The sequence below is a fragment of the Roseateles sp. FW301-B2 genome, from assembly GCF_058788955.1.
This window is the reverse complement of the sequence record NZ_JBYTBE010000001.1, coordinates 350,632-370,359: the sequence shown is the minus strand read 5'-3', so window position 1 is coordinate 370,359 and position 19,728 is coordinate 350,632. Positions and strand designations below refer to the sequence as shown.

14 protein-coding genes are annotated in these 19,728 nt (G+C 65.0%); 10 read left to right on the top strand and 4 right to left on the bottom strand.

Annotated features, from left to right (window positions below; translation table 11 throughout):
- The first annotated feature begins 74 nt into the window (after positions 1-74).
- From AC3WQY_RS01545 to AC3WQY_RS01510, 8 genes are all read left to right on the top strand, one after another.
- Positions 75-749 carry a response regulator transcription factor gene (locus tag AC3WQY_RS01545; RefSeq protein ID WP_492705226.1) on the top strand — a complete coding sequence of 225 codons (675 nt, stop codon included), beginning with the start codon at positions 75-77 and terminating at the stop codon, positions 747-749.
- Positions 746-2,176 carry a sensor histidine kinase gene (locus AC3WQY_RS01540; protein ID WP_285232870.1) on the top strand — a complete coding sequence of 477 codons (1,431 nt, stop codon included), beginning with the start codon at positions 746-748 and terminating at the stop codon, positions 2,174-2,176. Before AC3WQY_RS01545 ends, AC3WQY_RS01540 begins: the two co-directional genes overlap by 4 nt.
- A gap of 26 nt (positions 2,177-2,202) precedes the next feature.
- On the top strand, positions 2,203-2,616 hold the full coding sequence (locus AC3WQY_RS01535; RefSeq protein WP_285232871.1) for an RNA-binding S4 domain-containing protein: 414 nt from the start codon (positions 2,203-2,205) through the stop codon (positions 2,614-2,616).
- A 143-nt stretch (positions 2,617-2,759) separates the two neighbouring features.
- On the top strand, positions 2,760-3,290 hold the full coding sequence (gene grpE, locus AC3WQY_RS01530) for a nucleotide exchange factor GrpE (protein ID WP_285232872.1): 531 nt from the start codon (positions 2,760-2,762) through the stop codon (positions 3,288-3,290).
- A gap of 79 nt (positions 3,291-3,369) precedes the next feature.
- Positions 3,370-5,331, top strand: a complete 1,962-nt coding sequence (dnaK, locus tag AC3WQY_RS01525; RefSeq protein WP_492705221.1) for a molecular chaperone DnaK — start codon at positions 3,370-3,372, stop codon at positions 5,329-5,331.
- A 102-nt stretch (positions 5,332-5,433) separates the two neighbouring features.
- Positions 5,434-6,579: a molecular chaperone DnaJ gene (dnaJ, locus tag AC3WQY_RS01520; protein WP_285232874.1), complete on the top strand. Its 1,146-nt coding sequence runs from the start codon at positions 5,434-5,436 to the stop codon at positions 6,577-6,579.
- A 128-nt stretch (positions 6,580-6,707) separates the two neighbouring features.
- Positions 6,708-8,333 carry a response regulator gene (locus tag AC3WQY_RS01515; protein ID WP_492705217.1) on the top strand — a complete coding sequence of 542 codons (1,626 nt, stop codon included), beginning with the start codon at positions 6,708-6,710 and terminating at the stop codon, positions 8,331-8,333.
- Between the two features lie 36 nt (positions 8,334-8,369).
- Positions 8,370-10,034: a phosphoethanolamine transferase gene (locus AC3WQY_RS01510; RefSeq protein ID WP_492705215.1), complete on the top strand. Its 1,665-nt coding sequence runs from the start codon at positions 8,370-8,372 to the stop codon at positions 10,032-10,034.
- A gap of 2 nt (positions 10,035-10,036) precedes the next feature.
- Here AC3WQY_RS01510 and AC3WQY_RS01505 read toward each other — a convergent pair whose 3' ends face one another.
- Both AC3WQY_RS01505 and AC3WQY_RS01500 read right to left on the bottom strand, forming a co-directional pair.
- The gene (locus AC3WQY_RS01505; RefSeq protein ID WP_492705213.1) at positions 10,037-10,912 is read right to left on the bottom strand and encodes a PA0069 family radical SAM protein; all 876 of its coding nucleotides are present in this window, start codon (positions 10,910-10,912) and stop codon (positions 10,037-10,039) included.
- Between the two features lie 161 nt (positions 10,913-11,073).
- The gene (locus AC3WQY_RS01500; RefSeq protein ID WP_492705210.1) at positions 11,074-11,394 is read right to left on the bottom strand and encodes a helix-turn-helix domain-containing protein; all 321 of its coding nucleotides are present in this window, start codon (positions 11,392-11,394) and stop codon (positions 11,074-11,076) included.
- A 222-nt stretch (positions 11,395-11,616) separates the two neighbouring features.
- Between AC3WQY_RS01500 and AC3WQY_RS01495 the strand changes: the two genes are divergently transcribed.
- Positions 11,617-11,850 carry a BPSL0761 family protein gene (locus AC3WQY_RS01495; protein ID WP_492705208.1) on the top strand — a complete coding sequence of 78 codons (234 nt, stop codon included), beginning with the start codon at positions 11,617-11,619 and terminating at the stop codon, positions 11,848-11,850.
- A 3-nt stretch (positions 11,851-11,853) separates the two neighbouring features.
- Entirely contained in the window at positions 11,854-12,408 is a 555-nt protein-coding gene (locus tag AC3WQY_RS01490; RefSeq protein WP_492705206.1) for an RNA 2'-phosphotransferase, read from the top strand.
- A gap of 11 nt (positions 12,409-12,419) precedes the next feature.
- Here AC3WQY_RS01490 and AC3WQY_RS01485 read toward each other — a convergent pair whose 3' ends face one another.
- Together AC3WQY_RS01485 and AC3WQY_RS01480 are read right to left on the bottom strand one after the other, a co-directional pair.
- The gene (locus AC3WQY_RS01485; RefSeq protein ID WP_492705204.1) at positions 12,420-15,134 is read right to left on the bottom strand and encodes a UvrD-helicase domain-containing protein; all 2,715 of its coding nucleotides are present in this window, start codon (positions 15,132-15,134) and stop codon (positions 12,420-12,422) included.
- A gap of 79 nt (positions 15,135-15,213) precedes the next feature.
- Positions 15,214-19,686: an NACHT domain-containing protein gene (locus tag AC3WQY_RS01480; protein ID WP_492705202.1), complete on the bottom strand. Its 4,473-nt coding sequence runs from the start codon at positions 19,684-19,686 to the stop codon at positions 15,214-15,216.
- Positions 19,687-19,728: the final 42 nt, after the last annotated feature.

Sequence of the window (19,728 nt, the reverse complement as noted above, 5' to 3'; positions counted from 1 at the left end):
TGTCCGCGGCGCCCGGGAAAACCACAGGGGCCGGCCCGCTGCGGCACCGGCCGCCGCGCTGTTAAGGTGGCGGCATGAAGTTGCTGCTGATCGAAGACAACCCGAGCATGCTGACCACCTTGCAGCGCTCCTTCGAGCGGCGCGGCATGCTGGTGCAGACCTGCACCGATGGCGAGCGCGCGCTGGCGCGCTGGCAGGCGGCCCTGCCCGACGTGGTGCTGCTGGACCTCAGCCTGCCCGGCCGCGATGGCCTGGACGTGCTGGCCGCCGCACGCGCCGAGGGCCTGCGCACGCCGGTGCTGGTGATCACCGCGCGCGCCACCGTGGGCGACCGCATCCTGGGCCTCAATACCGGCGCCGATGACTACCTGACCAAGCCCTTCGACCTCGACGAGCTGGAGGCGAGAGTGCGCGCCCTGGCGCGGCGCGGCGCCGCCGCCGGCAGCGAGCGCGAGACCGAGGGCTTTTGCGGCCTGCGCGTCGATGCCGAGAGCGGCGCCGTCTACCACCAGGGCCGGGCGCTGGAGCTGCCGCCACGCGAGCACGCGCTGCTGCGCGCCGTGCTGGCGCGCCCCGGCCAGGCCGTCACCAAGGAGCGCCTGTCGGAGCTGGTGTTTCCGGACGAGTCCAGCGTGCAGCCCGATGCCATCGAGGTGGTGGCCTATCGGCTGCGCAAGCGCCTGGCCGGCACCGCCGCGCGCCTGGTGACCCTGCGCGGCCTGGGCTATCTGCTCAAGGCCGAATCATGAGGCTGGCGGCGCGGCTGCAGCGCCTGTCCATGCGCAGCCGCCTGCTGCTGGGCATCCTGATCCCGGTGGGTCTGCTGGTGATGGTGAACGCCGCCAGCCTGTACCAGCAGGCCCTCGACGCCGCCGACACTGCCTACGACCGCACCCTGCTGGCCTCGGCCAAGGCGATCGCCGAGCTGCTGGAGGTCAAGGGCACGGTGGAGGCGCCGCGCCTGCAGGCCAACCTGCCCTACTCGGCGCTGGAGGCCTTCGAGGCCGACAACCGCAGCCGCATGTTCTTCAAGATCAGCGGCTTCCAGGGCGAGATGGTGGGTGGCTTTGCCGACCTGCCCGGCTGGCACGGCACCCTGCCCCTGCGCGGCAACTACGCCGCGCTGGTGGACTTCTACGACGACGTCTACCAGGGCCAGGCGGTGCGCGTGGCGGTGCTGCTGCAGCCGGTGGCCGGACTGACCGGCCAAGGCCTGGCCACCATCCAGGTGGCCGAGACCCTGGAGCTGCGCGAGGCCCTGGCGCGCCAGCTGCTGCTGGACACCTTGTGGCGCCAGGCGGCCCTGCTGGCGGTGATTGCCGCGGTGGTGTGGTGGGTGGTGGCGGCGGCGACGCGGCCGGTGCGCAAGCTCAGCGACGCCATCCTGGCGCGCGACGCCCAGGACCTCTCGCCCATCGAGCTGCCCCAGGCGCCGCGCGAGCTGATGCCGCTGATTGCCGCCACCAACGACGCGCTGGGTCGCCAAGCCCTGCTGCTGGCGCACCAGAAGCGCTTTGTGCGCGACGCCTCGCACCAGCTGCGCACGCCGCTGGCGGTGCTGAAGGCGCAGGTGCAGTCGGCGCAGCGCGGCGACGTGGCGGCCGCGCAAGCGCTGCGCGAGATCGAGCAGACGGTGGACGGCGCCACCCGGCTGGCCAACCAGATGCTGGCCCTGGCCAAGGTGGAGCAGCTGCGCCAGTCGGCCGAGCCCCTGCCCGTGCAGGACTGGGCCGAGCTGATACGCGCGGTGGCGCTGGATCTGGCACCGCTGATCGCCGAGCAGCAGCTGGACTTCGAGATCGCCACCGACCCCGCCGCCGTGGCCGGCCACGAATGGGCCTTGCGCGAGCTGACGCGCAATCTGCTGCACAACGCCATCAGCTACACGCCGGTGGCGGGGCGCCTGGGCATCACGCTGCGCTGCGAGCAGGGGCGGGCCGAACTGCTCGTCGCCGACAGCGGGCCGGGGCTGTCGCCGGCCCAGCAAGCCCAGCTCTTCCTGCCCTTCGCCGCCGGCCAGCCGGGTCGCGGCACCGGCCTGGGCCTGGCGATCTGCCAGGAGATCGTGCGCTCGCTGGGCGGGCAGATCCGGCTTGAGAACCGCGTTGAGAATCACCTGAAGGACGGGCAGATCACCGGCATGGATGCGCGCGTGAGCCTGCCCCTGGCCGGCTGAGGGCCTCCATCGGCGACAATCGCGCCATGAAGAAAGATGCTGCAGCGAGCGGCCTGCGCCTGGACAAATGGCTCTGGGCCGCGCGCTTCTACAAGACCCGCGCCCTCGCGGTGGAGGAAATCGTGAAAGGCCGGGTCACCGTCAACGGCCAGTCCGCGAAGGCCTCGCGCGAGGTCCGGCTGGGCGACCGCATCCACCTGCGCCAGGGCGTCATCGAGCGCGAGCTGCTGGTGCGCGGCCTCAGCCACATCCGCGGCCCGGCGCCACAGGCCCAGGCCCTCTATGAAGAAACGCCGGACAGCATCGACGCGCGCGAGCGCGCCGCCGAGGCGCGCCGCCTGGCACCCGAGCCGGCCGCCAGCATCGTGCAGGGCCGCCCTACCAAGCAGGACCGGCGCGCCCTGGCGGACTGGGACCGCTGGTCGGCCCAGATCGATTGATCAGGGTTAGTACCCGGCGATTTCCCGAAAATCCCCCTCTTGAAAGCCCGGGCTCTCGCCCCATATGGGCGCGGTTACCCCGAAAGCCTTAATCGCGCGGGGGCCCAGCCAGCATCACACAGACCATGACGATCGAGCCATCCATGTCCCAGGAACCCAACGCCGCAAGCACCGCCGAGGCGGCCCAGACCGAAGGCAGCGCCACCGCCGCCGAGCCCAGCATCGAGGCCAAGCTGGCCGAAGCCGAGGCCCGTCTGGCCGAGATGTCCGACGCCTATCTGCGCGCCAAGGCCGAGACCGAGAACATCCGCCGCCGCTCCGAGGACGAAATGTCCAAGGCCCGCAAGTACGCGGTGGAGGCCTTTGCCGAAGCCATGCTGCCGGTGATGGACAGCATGGAAGCGGCCATCGCGACGCCCGACGCCAAGGTCGAAACGGTGCTGGAGGGCGTGCACGCCACCAAGCGCCAGCTGGCCGCCGCACTGGAGCGCAACAAGGTGCTGGAGATCAACCCCGGCGCCGGCGTGAAGTTCGATCCGCACCAGCACCAGGCGATCTCGATGGTGCCCGCCGAGCAGGAAGCCAACACCGTGGTGGCGGTGCTGCAGAAGGGCTATCTGATCGCCGACCGGGTGCTGCGCCCGGCCCTCGTGACGGTCTCGGCACCCAAGTAATTCACAGGCCGCTGCCCCTTGAAAAGCAGCGACTTATCCACAATTCAGAACCATCGCACCACATTCAGGAGTTATAAAAATGGGAAAGATCATCGGCATTGACTTGGGCACCACAAACTCGTGCGTCTCGGTCATGGAAGGCAACACGACGCGCGTGATCGAGAACGCCGAAGGCGCTCGCACCACCCCGTCCATCATTGCCTACCAGGAAGATGGCGAAGTGCTGGTGGGTGCGTCGGCCAAGCGCCAGGCCGTCACCAACCCCAAGAACACCATCTATGCGGTGAAGCGCCTGATCGGCCGCAAGTTCACCGAAAAGGAAGTGCAGAAGGACATCGACCTGATGCCCTACAGCATCGCCGCCGCCGACAACGGCGACGCCTGGGTGGAAGTGCGCGGCAAGAAGCTCGCGCCCCCGCAGGTCTCGGCCGAGATCCTGCGCAAGATGAAGAAGACCGCCGAGGACTACCTGGGCGAGGAAGTCACCGAGGCCGTGATCACGGTGCCGGCCTACTTCAACGACGCCCAGCGCCAGGCCACCAAGGACGCCGGCCGCATCGCCGGTCTGGACGTCAAGCGCATCATCAACGAGCCCACCGCCGCGGCCCTGGCCTTCGGCCTGGACAAGCATGGCAAGGGCGACCGCAAGATCGCCGTGTATGACCTGGGCGGCGGCACCTTCGACGTGTCCATCATCGAGATCGCCGATGTCGACGGCGAAATGCAGTTCGAAGTGCTGTCGACCAATGGCGACACCTTCCTGGGCGGCGAAGACTTCGACCAGCGCATCATTGACTACATCGTCACCGAGTTCAAGAAAGAGCAAGGCGTCGACCTGACCAAGGATGTGCTGGCCCTGCAGCGCCTCAAGGAAGCCGCCGAGAAGGCCAAGATCGAGCTGTCGAACAGCTCGCAGACCGACGTCAACCTGCCCTACATCACCGCCGATGCCTCGGGCCCGAAGCACCTGAACATCAAGCTGACCCGCGCCAAGCTGGAGTCGCTGGTGGAAGAGCTGATCGAGCGCACCATCGCCCCCTGCCGCACCGCCATCAAGGATGCCGGCGTGTCGGTGAGCGCGATCGACGACGTGATTCTGGTCGGCGGCATGACCCGCATGCCCAAGGTGCAGGACAAGGTCAAGGAGTTCTTCGGCAAGGAGCCGCGCAAGGACGTCAACCCCGATGAAGCCGTGGCCGTGGGCGCGGCGATCCAGGGCCAGGTGCTGGGCGGCGAGCGCAAGGACGTGCTGCTGCTGGACGTGACGCCGCTGTCGCTTGGCATCGAGACCCTGGGTGGCGTGATGACGAAGATGATCGCCAAGAACACGACCATCCCGACCAAGTTCAGCCAGACCTTCTCGACCGCCGACGACAACCAGCCGGCCGTGACCATCAAGGTCTACCAGGGCGAGCGCGAGCTGGCCTCGGGCAACAAGAGCCTGGGCGAGTTCAACCTCGAAGGCATCCCGCCGGCACCGCGCGGCACGCCGCAGATCGAGGTGAGCTTCGACATCGACGCCAACGGCATCCTGCACGTGGGCGCCAAGGACAAGGGCACCGGCAAGGAAAACAAGATCACCATCAAGGCGAACTCGGGCCTCTCCGAAGCCGAGATCGAGAAGATGGTGAAGGACGCCGAAGCCAACGCCGTCGAAGACAAGAAGAAGGTCGAGCTCGTGCAGGCCAAGAACCAGGCCGATGGCATGGTGCACAGCGTGCGCAAGTCGCTCACCGAGCATGGCGACAAGCTGGATGCCGGCGAGAAGGACAAGATCGAGGCCGCCATCAAGGACCTGGAAGAAGCCATCAAGGGCGATGACAAGGCCGCCATCGAGGGCAAGACCGAAGAGCTGATGAAGGCCAGCCAGAAGCTGGGCGAGAAGATCTACGCCGAGTCGCAAGCCGCCGCCGGTGCGGGTGCCGCAGGTGCCGGGGCCGAGCAGCCCCAAGCACATTCGCACGAGCAGCAAGCCAGCGCCAAGCCGGCCGACGACAACGTGGTCGACGCCGAGTTCAAGGAAGTCAAGGACAGCAAGTAAGACGCGTGCGCGCCGGCCTGCCGGTCGCTTGCACCAAGCCGCCGCGCAAGCCTGAAAGGCTTGACGCGGCGCACCTTTTTTCTACGCCCCGGATGCTCCCCCATGGCAAAGCGTGACTATTACGAGATCCTCGGCCTGGCCAAGAACGCCAGCGAGGAAGAGATCAAGAAGGCCTATCGCAAGCTGGCCATGAAGTTCCACCCCGACCGCAATCAGGGTGACGGGGCCAAGAAGGCCGAAGAGCAGTTCAAGGAGGCCAAGGAGGCCTACGAGATGCTCTCGGATGCGCAGAAACGCGCCGCCTACGACCAGTACGGCCATGCCGGCGTGGACCCCAATATGGGCGGCCGCGGCGGCCCGGGGGCCGAGGGCTTTGGCGGCTTCGCCGAGGCCTTTGGCGACATCTTCGGCGACATCTTCGGTGGCGCCGGCGGTGCCGGCCGGCGTGGTGGCGGCCAGCAGGTCTACCGCGGCAGCGATCTCAGCTACGCGATGGAGATCACGCTGGAAGAGGCCGCACGCGGCAAGGAAACGCAGATCCGCATCCCCTCCTGGGAAAGCTGCGAGACCTGCAGCGGCACCGGGGCAAAACCTGGCACCAGCGCCAAGAGCTGCGGCTCCTGCAACGGCAGCGGCACGGTGCATATGCGCCAGGGCTTCTTCTCGATCCAGCAGACCTGCCCGCATTGCCATGGCAGCGGCAAGATCATCCCCGACCCCTGCACCGTCTGCAGCGGCCAGGGCAAGCTCAAGAAGAGCAAGACGCTGGAGGTCAAGATCCCGGCCGGCATCAACGAGGGCATGCGCATCCGCTCGGCCGGCAATGGCGAGCCAGGCGTGAACGGCGGCCCGGCCGGCGACCTCTATATCGAGATCCGCATCAAGCAGCATGAGCTGTTCGAGCGCGATGGCGACGACCTGCACTGCACCATGCCGGTGGCCATGACCACCGCCGCGCTGGGCGGCAGCATCGAGGTGCCGACCCTGGGCGGCAAGGCCGAGATCGATCTGCCCGAAGGCACCCAGCATGGCAAGACCTTCCGCCTGCGCGGCAAGGGCATCAAGGGCGTGCGCTCCAGCTATCCGGGCGATCTGTACTGCCACATCAGCGTGGAGACGCCGGTCAAGCTCACCGAGCACCAGCGCAAGCTGCTCAAGGAGTTGGACAAGAGCTTCAAGGACGGCGGCGAGCGCCACTCGCCCAATGCCAAGAGCTGGACCGACCGCGTCAAGGACCTGTTCAAGTAGGCCGAGGCCGCCAAGTGGGCGTGCGCGCGACTTGCGTCACGGCGTGGCGCTCAAGTCGTGCGTGATCCGGCCGAAGAAACCGGGGTGAGCAAGCCCGTCTCCATACGCAGCGCTGCGCCTGCCCGGCCATGCAGCTGATCGACAGCAGCATCCAGGATGCCAGCGCCCTGGTCATCGACAGCAACGCCACCTCGCGCAGCCTGATGGCGGCGCAGCTGCGCGAGCTGGGCGTAGGCATGGTGCGTCAGGCCACCCGCATCAGCGATGCACGCGTGATCCTGGAGCACAAGGCCTACGACATCGTGCTGTGCGACTACCACTTCGACGGCAGCGAGATGTCCGGCCAGGACCTGCTGGACGAATTGCGCCGCGAGCAGCTGCTGCCCCACTCCACCGTCTTCATCATGGTCACCGGCGAGGCCTCCTACGCCAAGGTGGCCGAGGCCGCCGAGGCCGCACTCGACGCCTACCTGATCAAGCCCTACACCAGCGCCTCGCTGGCCGAACGCCTCACCCACGCCAGGCACCGCAAGCGCGTGCTGAAGGACATCTTCGAGGCGCTGGAGGCACAGAACTACGAGGCCGCGGCCGCGCATTGCTTGCGGCGCTTCCAGGCCCGCGAGCAGTTCTGGCTCTACGCCGCCCGCATCGGTGCCGAGCTGCTGCTGCGCCTGGAGCGGCACGACGATGCCCGCAAGCTCTACGACGCCATCATCGAGGCCCGCACCGTGCCCTGGGCGCGCCTGGGCGTGGCGCGCAGCGAGCTGGCCTCCGGCAACCCGGCGGCCGCGCGCCGCACGCTGGAGACCCTGATCGGCGACCTGCCCGGCCATGCCGACTCCTACGACGTGATGGGCCGGGTGCAGATGGAACAGGGCGAGATTGCACAGGCCATGGCGACCTACCGCACCGCCGCCAACCTGACGCCGGGCTGCCTGCTGCGCCAGCAGCGCGCCGGCACGCTGGCCTTTTATGTGGGCCAGCGCGACGAGGCGCTCAAGCAGCTGGAACGCACCATCGCCACCGGCCTGCGCTCCAAGCTCTTCGACATGCTGACCCTGGTGCTGGTCGCGCTGATGCGCTTTGACAGCAAGGACACGCGCGGCCTCAAGCAGATGCACGAGGCCATGCAGCGCGAGCTGGAGCGCGCCCCCAAGTCGACCCGCCTGCAGCGCTTCGCCACCGTCGTCAACGGCCTGCGCCTGCTGCAGGAGCGCCGCGTGGCCGACGCCCTGCAGGTCGCCCGCGATTTCAGCCTGGAACTGAATCGCGAGAACTTCGACCTGGAGGCGGCCAGCCTGCTGGTGGCGCTGTGGATGCGTTTTGCCGGCCAGGAGATCCAGCTGGAGGAGATGACCGCCCTGCTGACCCGCATCGGCCTGCGCTACTGCACCACCAAGTCGGCCACCGAGGTGCTGATCGCGATGGCCGAGAACAACGAGATGGCCGTGCAGGAGCTGCGCGATTGCCATGCGCGCATCTTCGCTATCGCCGAGACGGCGATGCGCCACTCCATGCGCGGCACCGCCAAGGTGGGCGTGGAGCTGCTGATACAGCAGGGCGCGGAGACGCGCAACGCCAAGCTCATCGACATGGCCAGCCTGGTGCTCAAGCGCCACGAGGAGAAGATCGACAACGCGACCGAGCTGCGCGAGCAGATCGGCGAGCTGCACCGCCGCTTCGTCCAGCCCCTGGGCGGCGGCGCGGGTGTACGGCAGGCGCGCAGCGCGGGCGGGCTGGCATTGCGCGGCTGAGCCACAATCGGGGGCTTTGGTCCCACGCCCCACCCCATGCGCCTGCCCGGCTTTCTGCGCCCCCGCCTGAACTCACCCCTCAGCCTGACCTGGCTGGCCGCCCTGTGGATGGGCCTGCTGTGCAATTGGCCGCTGTGGCAGCGCATGCTGGACCTGCCCGAGCTGGGCGACGCCGCCGGCCGCCTGTTCGTGCTGGTGTTCGCCGGCATGGTGGTGAGCCTCACCGCCGGCCTGCTGAGCCTGCTGTGCTGGCGCGGATTGATCAAGCCGGTGCTGGCGCTGTGCCTGCTCACCGCGGCCGCGCTGACGCATTTCATGAGCAGCTACGGCATCGTGGTGGACCCCACCATGATCGTCAACGTGCTGCATACCGATGCGCGCGAGACGCGCGATCTGCTGAGTCTGCGCCTGTTCCTCACGCTGGCATTGCTGGGCGGCCTGCCCAGCTGGTGGCTGTGGCGTCGCCCGCTGGCGCACCGCAAGCTGCTGCCCAGCCTGGGCCTGAATCTGCTGAGCTTTGTGCTGGGCATGGCGCTGGCGGTGGCACTGGCCATGAGCAGCTTTGCCGAGCTGGCCTCGACGATGCGCAACTACAAGGAGTTGCGCTACATGATCAACCCGATGACGGCCTTCTGGTCGCTCGGCACGGTGGCCGTCGAATCGCAGCAGGCGCCGCATGGCCCCGCGCAGGTGCTGGGCGCGGATGCGCGGCTGACGCCGCGCGCCGCCGGCAGCAAGCCGCCGCTGTTCATGCTGGTGGTGGGCGAGACCGCGCGCGCCGCCAACTTCTCGCTGAACGGCTATGCCCGCAACACCAACCCCGAGCTGGCCAAGCTCGAGGTGCTGAGCTTCCGCGCCGTGAGCGCCTGCGGCACCAGCACCGCCGCCTCCCTGCCCTGCATGTTCTCGCCACTGGGCCGCGAGGCCTTCGGCAGCCAGAAGGGTGCACAGGAAAACTTGCTGGACGTGCTGCAACGTGCCGGCCTCGCGGTGCTGTGGCTGGACAACCAGTCGGGCTGCAAGGGCCTGTGCGAGCGTATCCCCAACAGCATGGCCGGCACCCCGGCCGCCGGCGCCGCGCCGCTGCCCGACGGGCTGTGCGATGGCGAGGAATGCCTGGACGCCGCCCTGCTGCATGGCCTGGATCAGCGCATCGCCGCGCTCGACCCGGCGCGCGTGGCGCGCGGCGTGGTGCTGGTGCTGCACCAGATGGGCAGCCACGGGCCGGCCTATTTCAAGCGCTCGCCGGCCGCGGCCAAGCCCTTCCAGCCCGAATGCCGCAGCAATGCCCTGCAGCAATGCCCGCGCGAGCAGGTGCTGAACGCCTACGACAACACCATCGCCTACACCGACCATGTGCTGGCCGGCCTGATTGCCTGGCTCAAGACCCAGCAGGCGCGCTTTGACACCAGCCTGCTCTATGTCTCCGACCATGGCGAGTCGCTGGGCGAGAACAAGCTCTACCTGCATGGCATGCCCTATGCCGTGGCGCCGCAGGAGCAGAAGCAGGTGCCGCTGATCCTGTGGTTGCCCGAGCCCAGCGCGCAGGCGGCCGGCGTGTCGCGCGCATGCCTGGCCCAGCGCCTGGACCAGCCGCTCTCGCACGACCACCTCTTCCACACCACCCTGGGCCTGATGGGCGTGCAGACCCAGGTAAGGCGCAGCGACTGGGATCTGCTGGCGCCCTGCCGCCAGCCCTGAGTTCAAAACAGCTCGGCCTGTGCCCCGCCCGGCGAGGCCGGGGGCCGGAACTGGCTCAGGTCCAGCGGGATGCGTTCGCGGTTGAGCCCCAGGCGCGCGCAGGCCTTGCGCATGCGCTGCTGCAGCAGTTGGGCCCAGATGCCCTCGCCCCGCATGCGCGAGCCGAAGCGCGGATCGTTGTCGGCACCCCCGCGCATCTCGCGCACCCGGGCCATCACGCGCGCGGCCTTGTCGGGCACATGCTGCTGCAACCAGTCCTGGAACAGCGGTGCCACCTCCCAGGGCAGGCGCAGCGGGATGCTGAAGGCCTTGCTGGCGCCCGCCTCGGCGGCCGCGGCCAGGATCTGCTCCAGTTCGGGCTCGTTCAGAAAGGGAATGATGGGCGAGACGCTCACCCCCACCGGCACGCCCGCCTCGGCCAGGGTCTTGAGCGTGCGCAGGCGCCGCTGCGGCGCGGCCGCGCGCGGCTCGAGGATGCGCGCCAGTGTCGGGTCCAGCGTGGTGATGGACACATAGACGCCCACCTGGCGCCTGGCGGCCATCGGCGCCAGCAGGTCCAGATCGCGCTCCACGCCCGCGGACTTGGTGACGATGGAGAACGGGTGCTGGCAGGCCGCCATCAGCTCCACCAGGCCGCGCGTGATGCATAGCTTGCGCTCGATGGGCTGGTAGGCGTCGGTGGCGGTGCCCAGGCACAGCAGCTTAGGGCTGTAGGCGCGCGATGCGAAGGCCGCATGCAGACGCTCGACGGCGTTGACCTTGGCAATGATGCGGGTCTCGAAATCCAGGCCCGGCGAGAGGTTCAGGTAGCTGTGCGTGGGCCGCGCGAAGCAGTAGATACAACCAATTCTTATATGCCACAGGAATCTGCATTCCATAGGGAGGCATAGGCGTTCGTAGGAGGGTGCATGCCAGTGCACACACCTGCGCCTTCTGAGACAAGCCACCTATTCAGCTGGTGCATTGATTTGTCCCGGAGAGTGCCAGGCAGCCCAGGTTCTGGGAGAGGCGACCGCCCAGGTCGGTCAGGCCGGCACGCCTAGGAATCCCCCCCGCCCCCTTTGAGCGGCCGTCCTGGTCGTCGCGGCGGTAGTGCCGCTATCGCGGAGAGTCGCTTTTCTTCGTCTTCCAGGTAAGTCAGCGCTTGTTTTACGAGCTTGTCCGGAGTCGTCTGAAGCGCGACAGCAAGGTCGTAGAAGACTCTAAGGGTCGGACTCTTCTTACCTCTTTCCACATCTGCGAGGTAATTTCGATGGATGCCGGCACCCTCAGCAAGCGACTCCTGAGTCAATTGCAATTTTCGTCGTCGAACAGCGATGGCAATACCGACTACCGCGTCCCAATCTATCGAAGAAGCCATGCGCGCCAAACTGATGAAAGGCGGTCAGTCTTTCGAATACATTGTCTTGTTTAAATCCTCTATAGTGTGCATATTGCAAACACAGTCATGAAATGAGGTCGTGACGATGACAACGGGACTCCGTCACCTCCAGGAAATTCAGGGATTTGCTCGTCTTGAAAATGCCCGTGGCGCGGTCCACGCGCGCCCGCCCGTTGAACTCAAGAAAGGACTTTGGCAATCATGACCACACCAGCCCAACGCACCCTTGCGGTACTCAACGCCGAACTCTTCCTTTGCGCGCTGGCAACCGAGAAGCCTGAGTCTCTGGATGTTTCGCGGGTGCTCACGCAAGCCGGGAAGCTTCTTGCACATTTCCCCCGCCAAGGGGACCTGGCAATGACCGCAAGCGCGTTGCCGTCCATCTGGGGAGAGCCCCTTGCGTTGGCCACGGTAGCCCAGCAGTCTTCAGAGTAGTGCATGAAGCTCTCTGACGACCTTGTCCACCTGAGCAAGCTTCTCGCCCGGGCCCTACGGCACCGCCCCGAGGCGGCCGGAGTCTCACTAGATAGCCAGGGGTGGTGCCAAGTGGATGACTTGATTGCGGGTATGGCGGCGTCAGGAGTCTCAATTACTCGCCATCAGCTTTCTCAAATCGTTGCTCGGAACGACAAGCAGAGATTCGTGCTGTCCGACGACGGCACAAGGATTCGGGCATGCCAGGGGCATTCAGTGTCGAATGTCCGTCCGCTGCTTCGCCCTAAGAAGCCCCCTCCCGTCCTCTTTCACGGCACTTCAGTGACAGCCCTCCCAAGCATCCTGAAGCGCGGGCTCCTGCCGATGCGCCGGCACCACGTGCACCTCTCGCATGACTTCGATTCAGCGAAACAGGTTGGGATGCGGCATGGCCCTCCAGTGGTGTTGGGAGTTGCTTCGTTCGCCCTTGCCCAGACAGGAGTCACCTTCCTCTTGAGTGACAACGACATTTGGCTTGTAGACCATGTGCCGCCGCAGTATTTGAGTCTCATTGATTGAGTCGTCAGCCACTAGCTTTCAAGGCGTCTGGTGAACTTGCAACGGGGGTAGTTCGAGCAGCCCATGAACGGTCCCCACTTCCCTCGGCGCGCTACGAGGAAGCCAGCGCTGCAGTTAGTACAGAGTTCGGCGCTACTCGCTTTGCCTTCAGCGTTCAGGACCTTGATGCCGTGGTCGCGTATGAGCTCGGAAATGAAGGTCGACTCCTTGCGCTCGACCGTGACTAGGGTGACGGTTTTGCGAGCCCTCGTGAGGCCGACGTAGAACAGTCGGCGCTCTTCCGAGAACTCGTGGCTATCGCCACCTGGCATCGCCAGCATTAGCACCGGGTCGTCGACAATGCGGCAAGGAAATCCGAGCGTCTCCGACGTGACGTTCGGGATGATGATGTGGTCGGCCTCCAATCCCTTTGACGAGTGGACGGTCATGAACTGAAGGTCTATCTCAGGCGAAGCGAGATGTGTTGGGAAGTGCTCGCGGTCTCGCTGGTATCGCCCGAGTACGTACACGGAGGGCTTAGCGCCAGGCTGGGATTCAATAAGGCGCGCGATGGTGGCCTCAATGGCGGATTTGGCCTGCCACTCGTTGGTGACGCGCACGACGCTCACCGGTTCTGCAACCTGCTCGCGCGGCGAACGGACGGACTTGCGCAGTTGGCGGGGGTTCTTCTGGATGAACTTGCTGCTGATGTCGCAAAGAGATGGCGCGCAGCGGAACGTGGTCTCGAGCTTGAGGGTCACAGCCTTGCCGAAGTGCTGCTCGAACTCGGCCATGACGGCTAAGTCCGCGCCGGCGAAGCGGTTTATGGACTGCCAGTCGTCGCCAACCGCGAAGAGGTAGCGGCCGGGCTTGCTAACCAACGCAGCGACCAGGCGGGCCCGGGATTGGCTGGCGTCCTGGAACTCGTCGACCATCACGAGTTCGTAAGGGCTCTGCCACCGACCGGACTCCAGGCAGTCGGTGGCCATGTTGAGCATGTCCTCGAAGTCGATGACGCCATCCTGGCGCAGTCTCGTCTCCCAGCTGTCCCAGAGCTTCTCGAACAGGTCCAAAAACATCTGGTGGCGAAATCGGAACGTCCCTGCGATGCCGTTATCGAGACGGCTCCGGAGCTGCTCGTTGGTCAGCCGGTTGTTCTTGACGTGGGTGAGAAACGTACGAATGGTGCGCACGAGCCGCGGGCTCTCGATGGGCTGGCGTCCTGGTGCGGCTCGGTCGGGGTTAGGGTCGAGTTCGACCCCCAGGTCTGCAAGTTGACTCTCAAGCTTCCGAAACAGCTGGCCGGACCACATGTCTGCCATGGTTGTCTCAAGCAGCTTGGTGCCGTTCTGCGCATGGACCTGCCGCTTCCATGCCATGCCTTCCTTGTAGCCGGCAAACTCGGCCGGCGGCTCACCTTTCGCGTTGACGGCCCAATGCTCAAGGTAGGCGTCGACGTCTGGAAGGTAGAAATCGGGGCGGTATTGGCGGTGCTGTGGCGTCGCCGTGTCGACCTCGTAAGGAGCCTCGTAGACGTAGCGGATGCCGTTGTAGAACAACCAGTTCGCGATGATGAGCTCGCCACGACTGCGGACAACTTCATTGTTAAGAGTCCAGAAGCCCTCATGGTCGCCCGTACGGCTCCACGAATCGGGGTTGCTTGCCTCTTTGCCGAACTCCGGCAGGTCCTGGCCGAAAACGAGCCGGAACATGTCCCACTGGGTACGGAAAACTGGGTCTGAGCCTTTGAGGTCATCCACCATCCCCAGCAGGGCCTCCAAGTCCTGCCCGTTGTCGAGCCAACTGGCGACGGATGGCTTCTTGCCTGTCGCCTGGCCAATGACCGTCAGACCGAACGCATGGAAGGTCTGGGCAGTCACACCTTCTGCGGGGAGACCAAGCGGGACGAGGCGGTCGGAAAGCCGCTTCCTCAGTTCGGCGGCGGCATCATTGTTGAAGGCCAGCAGCAGGATGCGCTCGGGCTCGAAGTAGCGGAACTTGAGTGCATACCCAGTCTTGGCAACCATGGTGGCGGTCTTGCCCGAACCAGCGGCGGCAACCAGCAGCACGCGGTTGTCGAAGCAGATGACGGCCTCGGCTTGCTCTTTGGTCAGGGGTGACTTTTCCACGGTCGCCAGGAACTGAGCAGCAAGCTCGAGCTGGCGTTCTCGCTGCCGGGCGTTGATGGCCAGCACCGTCTTGGAGAACGGCTGGCGCCAGTCGTTGACGGCATCCTGAACATCGGCTGGCTGGGCCCGAAGAAGAGCCATCAGCTCGGGTTCTGCCAGCAAAGAAGCTAAGGCAGTCGGCTTGCGAGCGGAAAGCTTTTCAGCCAGCTCGCCGTCCAACCACCCGCGCCTGCGCAGCTGGTCGACACAGGCGCTGTGGGTGTCCATCTTCCATGCAACGACTTCATTCAACGCCGGGGCTAGTTGCTTGGACAACTCGCCAATGTGATGACGTCGACGAAGGACGGCGACGGTGGCGGCCAGTTGCTCCTTTAGGTGCTTGGCGCGCCCGTTGGGAATTCCGTCGAGCTGCAGGGTCTGGCGACCGTCCTCGTGCAGTCGAACAGTTGCCCAGAAAGCACCCGCCTCGATTTCCAGCTTGTCGAGAAGCAGGATGTGCCCCTTGCGGGTTTGGCCTCCAACCTTCAGCATGAACTGCTCGCCTTCCATGGTCAGTCGCCATGGTTGGCTCCGCGTGAACAACTGGCCGGCCGCAGTAGACCCCCATGACTGCTTCAAGGGCCAGCCTCCGGGCGGTAGGAACCAGGAACGTAGTGGCTTGAGCCAGTAGGCAGAGCAAGTTGCGCCTGCATGCGCTTCACCGTTCCTTCAGTTTATCGAGCTGTTCAGCCCTTGGCGAAAGGAACTCAGTCCTCGTTCCGAAAGACTTCAGCACGCCAGCATCCATTGCGAATGCGGTTGTGTGGGATAGGCGGCCGCCGAACCCGCCCATAGCTCCCCCAACGTCTTGGCCTGCATAGACGTTCTTCTCTCCGGCCAGCACCCATACGGGCTCGAGTCCGGCGCTCGCTAGATGACCCAGGAAGTAGTCGCCGGAAACCACGCCGGCTCCAGCCCCGCGCGCGTTCAGCGAAGGGTCTTGCCACCTGAGGACGCCGTCGCTATCGACGTACTCGGGAGCCTTGCCACTTCGCAGGTGCAAGCCCAGCATCTTGATAACACCGGACGAAGGCAGGTATAGCGAGAATCCTTCGTCGATGGAGTTGTCCTTGCCATTGCCTTCTACGTTCAGGGATTCAACGATGCCCGTGTAGGGCGTATTGATGCCAGCCCCTGCGTTCTTCTCTAGCTCGATTCCCTTCGTGTCTCGCCAGCCGTGCTCGCCCAAAAAGGGGGCCAGGTATCCGCTTTCCCACAGTCGGGACACGTCACCCCGGTGCCTGCCAAGCAGCTCCTGTGCGAGCTGACGACCGTTGCCGAGAGCTGTGACCAGGCAGCTGATTCGCGACCAAGCGTCTGCGTGATTTCGCCTGCTCTGACCAGGCACGGTCCAGTGGCGAAAGCCGTACACCGTCAGCCATCGCTCCCCGTCGGGGCTGACCACCTCGATTTGACCGAGGTCGTTGCACAAATCGCTTTCGACGTGCACCCATGCAAGGAGCAGGTCTGTATCTCCGGACGGGAGTCGGGGCGCAGACGGATTCCACCACGTGACCGGCGTGGCTTCCCACCCGGTTTCTAGGGTGCTTCGAACAAGGAGGGATGGGTCCAAGTCCCTCTTCATATCACGACCGCGCGGGCCAGGCTCGAACGCCCTGAGCTTCCCGTCGTCTCCCCACGAACAAATCGCCAGGTTGTCGGTCATGCGAGCCGTTGCCTCAGCGAGCGCGATGTACTGGTACTTCTTGCCGACCCGCTCCACCCGATGCTTGCCCATGCGGTCGTGGCTAACACTCCCGCTCCGCTCGAACTGCTCAAAGAGCTCTTCGGCCCAACCGAGCTGGTGCGCGCGCTCGCAAATCCATCGCCTTACAGGGCCATGGTCGACCTCTGACGGGCGCCTGTTGTCGTCCCGCATGCGCGTTGACTCAAGAAGATGATGTTCCGCGAACCCGACATATTCAGCGCGCAGTTCCTCGGACAACGACTCCTTGAATGCTTGGTTGGCTTGCACGACCTCGGTCCATAGCCGCTCGGACCGGTCGGTGCGCTTCTCGGTGAAGGAAAGGCGCAAAGGCCGCAGGCGATAGTCGACTGTCAGCTTTCGCAGCGCTAGGTAGGCTTCTTGCTGCTTGTGGGTCGCCTTGTCTATCAGGTCCTCCTGCCAGAGCTCGAAGAGTTCCTTGGTGGTGTTGCCAGCATGGGTGCGCGGCGCATCCACGATGTCGTGCAACCAACCGCGCAATGTGTAGTTTCCGAAGTCGCCGTGCTCGTTCGTAGAGGAGCAAATCGAATCGCCGTATCCCCGGCCGCGATACTTCTCGAGGTCCTGTTCCGTCACAGATTCCAACGGCCAGGCTGACTTGAACTTGGCCTTGCATGAGTCGAGGTCGACCTCCGCCGGCAACTGGCCTGCAGCCTGAGCGTAGAGCAGGACACCGACGGCATAGTCCCGGGCCATCAAGTTCAGCGGCGGCTGCTTGCCTTCAGCAAAGTAGTTTCTCCAGACCGAAGCGGCGAGTACCCTGCAACGGGCTCGGTCTATGCCCTGCATGGCCGCGCCGTAGCAGGCAGCGAGGAGGCGCTCAGTGATGTACAGGTCGTCGACGTCGGCGAATTGGTCGACAAGAGCCGCTGCACAACCAAGCTTGCAAGAAAGCAAGTTCACGAGAGCTTTGGTGGCGCGGTCGCGCACGGCACGGTTGCTGGTCGACAAGAACCAGGTCAGCGTTACCGCGGCAAGCCACAGGCGCTGTTCATCGACTTCCTTGGCGTCAGTCTCCCAGGCCCAGTCGATAAGCGAGACAACTGCACCGCCCTCGTCCAAGTCATCCTTCGCCAGAAACACCGACCATGCAGCGTCTCTCTGCGGCATCGGACGCGGCCATAGGTCCTTGTGTAGCCAGTTGGCGTTGAACACGTTCTCAGGCTCGGTACTGACCAGAAGCATCAAGCCGTAGGCCGAGCGGCCAGTGGTCTCGCAGAGCTTGTCCACCCATCTGGCCGTTCGACTTGTGAACGCCTTGGGACTCCGCCATGCCAGCGAATTCTCGAAAGCGTCGCAGAGCGACGAGTCGTCGATGGCCTCCTTGGGCAGCACATCGAATATCTCACAGCCAAACTCCTCCGGCAGTTGTACTGCCAGGGCCTCGATGACCCCGGCAAACTGCCAGCTCTCGAACGGTTCGAAGTAGGCGACCAGTGGTGCTCGTCGGAACGAGCCTTCAAGGTCCGCGCGGTCAATTTGGCCGATGAGCCTTTTGGCACGCAGGTGGTCGGACAGCCGCTCAAACGTGAATCTGATGACTTCCTTGTGGCCCCCCCCAGGCTGCCACACGACGTCTTGCGTGAGGACGCCCTCTGACATGAACGCAGAAAAGAGACTGCGGTCTGTGTATCCGCCCGAATTGTGGATGCCTTCCAGTAGCTTGATGGTGTCTGCCATGGGCAGGCTTCCGCCATCGCTATAGGCCGCGCAGGCTTCCAGGAACTGCTCCAACGCTTTGCGCGGAATCTTCAGCTCGGGGATGAGCTTCAGCTCCCTCTGGACCTTGTTCGCCACCGCAGTGAGATAGAAGTCAAAGATGGCGGTAATGCCGTCCATGCCCTTGGGAAGCTGCTTGAGGTCTTCGGTGTCGAGGTACTCGCAGCAGGTTCGAAGGAACAGTGGGTTCTCGAACTCCCTCGCCAGATTCGGAGAGCTCGGCCGCGCGATGCCGCGGCGGTCGAGATAGGCCTTTGCTGCGGCTCCTGCGTGGCCGGCAAAGCCGGGGTGCACAACGTGCTCAATGCCCTTCAGCGGGAGAAAGCGGAAGTACGTGCTGCGCACGGTCAGCACCAGCGCCAGCCGAGGGAACTTCTGGACCAGTCGGATAAATCCCAACAGGCGCGGCTCCCACAGGGCGATGCCCTGCCTTTCGTTGAGAGCGTCAATGGCCAGCACCGCCCGGCAGTCGGTGGCTTCGGCTGCAGCATCGAGCGCGCCCAGGAAGTCGGCGGTTGTGACTTGGGCCAGGTCCAACTGACCTCGGATTTGCTCCCATGGGTCTCCATCGGTCAGGCTTCCGCTGAGAACCAGAACAAAGGGGCGGCTTGCCTCAAGCTGCCTGTGTCCGAAGTCAGCGATTAGGTGCGATTTGCCGATGCCACCGGGACCCGAGATGACCAGCTCGCGCTTGTTCATGAGCTGCCAGCGCACGCTGGCAATCTCCTCGCGGACGCGGTCGACCGCCGAATAGAGGTCGAACAAATCCTTGCGAGGGGCGTAGCGACTCTTTTCGGGGACCTTGTCCTCAACCTCTGTTAGGGCTTCGGAGATGCTTTCGATGGCCGCGGCCGCCAGCGCCGCCCAGCTCTCCAGGGGCACCGAGGCTTCCAAGGGCACGGGAGGGACCCCAAGGTCTTGCAGCAGCGGCTCGCAGGCTTGTCGCACTCGGTCGGCAGCAGACGACAGCTTTTCGCGCGACAAGCTCCCGGCTGCGCCGTCCATCTTGTACGTAATCTCGGCTGCCCAGGTCGCAGGCATTGCCAGCAATTCTGGGTTGCGTGCCACTGCTTGCAAGGCTTGCTGGATGGGCAGCTCCACGTGGCTTTCGGGGCTGTAGCGCTCACCCAGGTTGTGGCGCTGAACGTCGAGCTTGTCGCGGAACCAGGCAGAGCTGAATCTGACGGTGTCGAACCAGTATCGTGCCCGTCCAGAGTACGCTGGGTCGTCGCGACCTAGCCGCTCGCCGATGCTCGACGCACTCCAGAGTTCGATTTCGACGGTGCGGCCATTGGCGGCTGCGTCGTCGATGCTCTTTTTGCGCCACTTCTCGTAGCGCTGAACTTCGCTGGCCTTCTTGCCCGACCGGTTGTCACGCAAGTCGATGGGCAGGCAGACAACGAAAGTCGTCAACTGCGGATGGGCGCTGAGCGCGCGCTGCAACGAGTTATCCAGGTCGTTTACTTGACCGTCATCGAAGCCGTTGATGAAGTACTTCGCTTGCCAGCCGACCTCGTGTCCACCCGCGTAGGTCCGGTAGCACTCAAGGCCTTGGTCGGCTCCCGGACCTTTCCGAATGAACCTGGAGCCTGCAGCCGGGTCCTCCAGTGCGGCCAGCTGACAGCAGAGTTCCTCGAAGCCGCCGTTCTGAGTTCCTCGATGTTCTCGAATACGTTTGAAGTCCAAGCTCAACACCACGAAGCCTCCGTCTTGTTCTTAGGCGTCGTC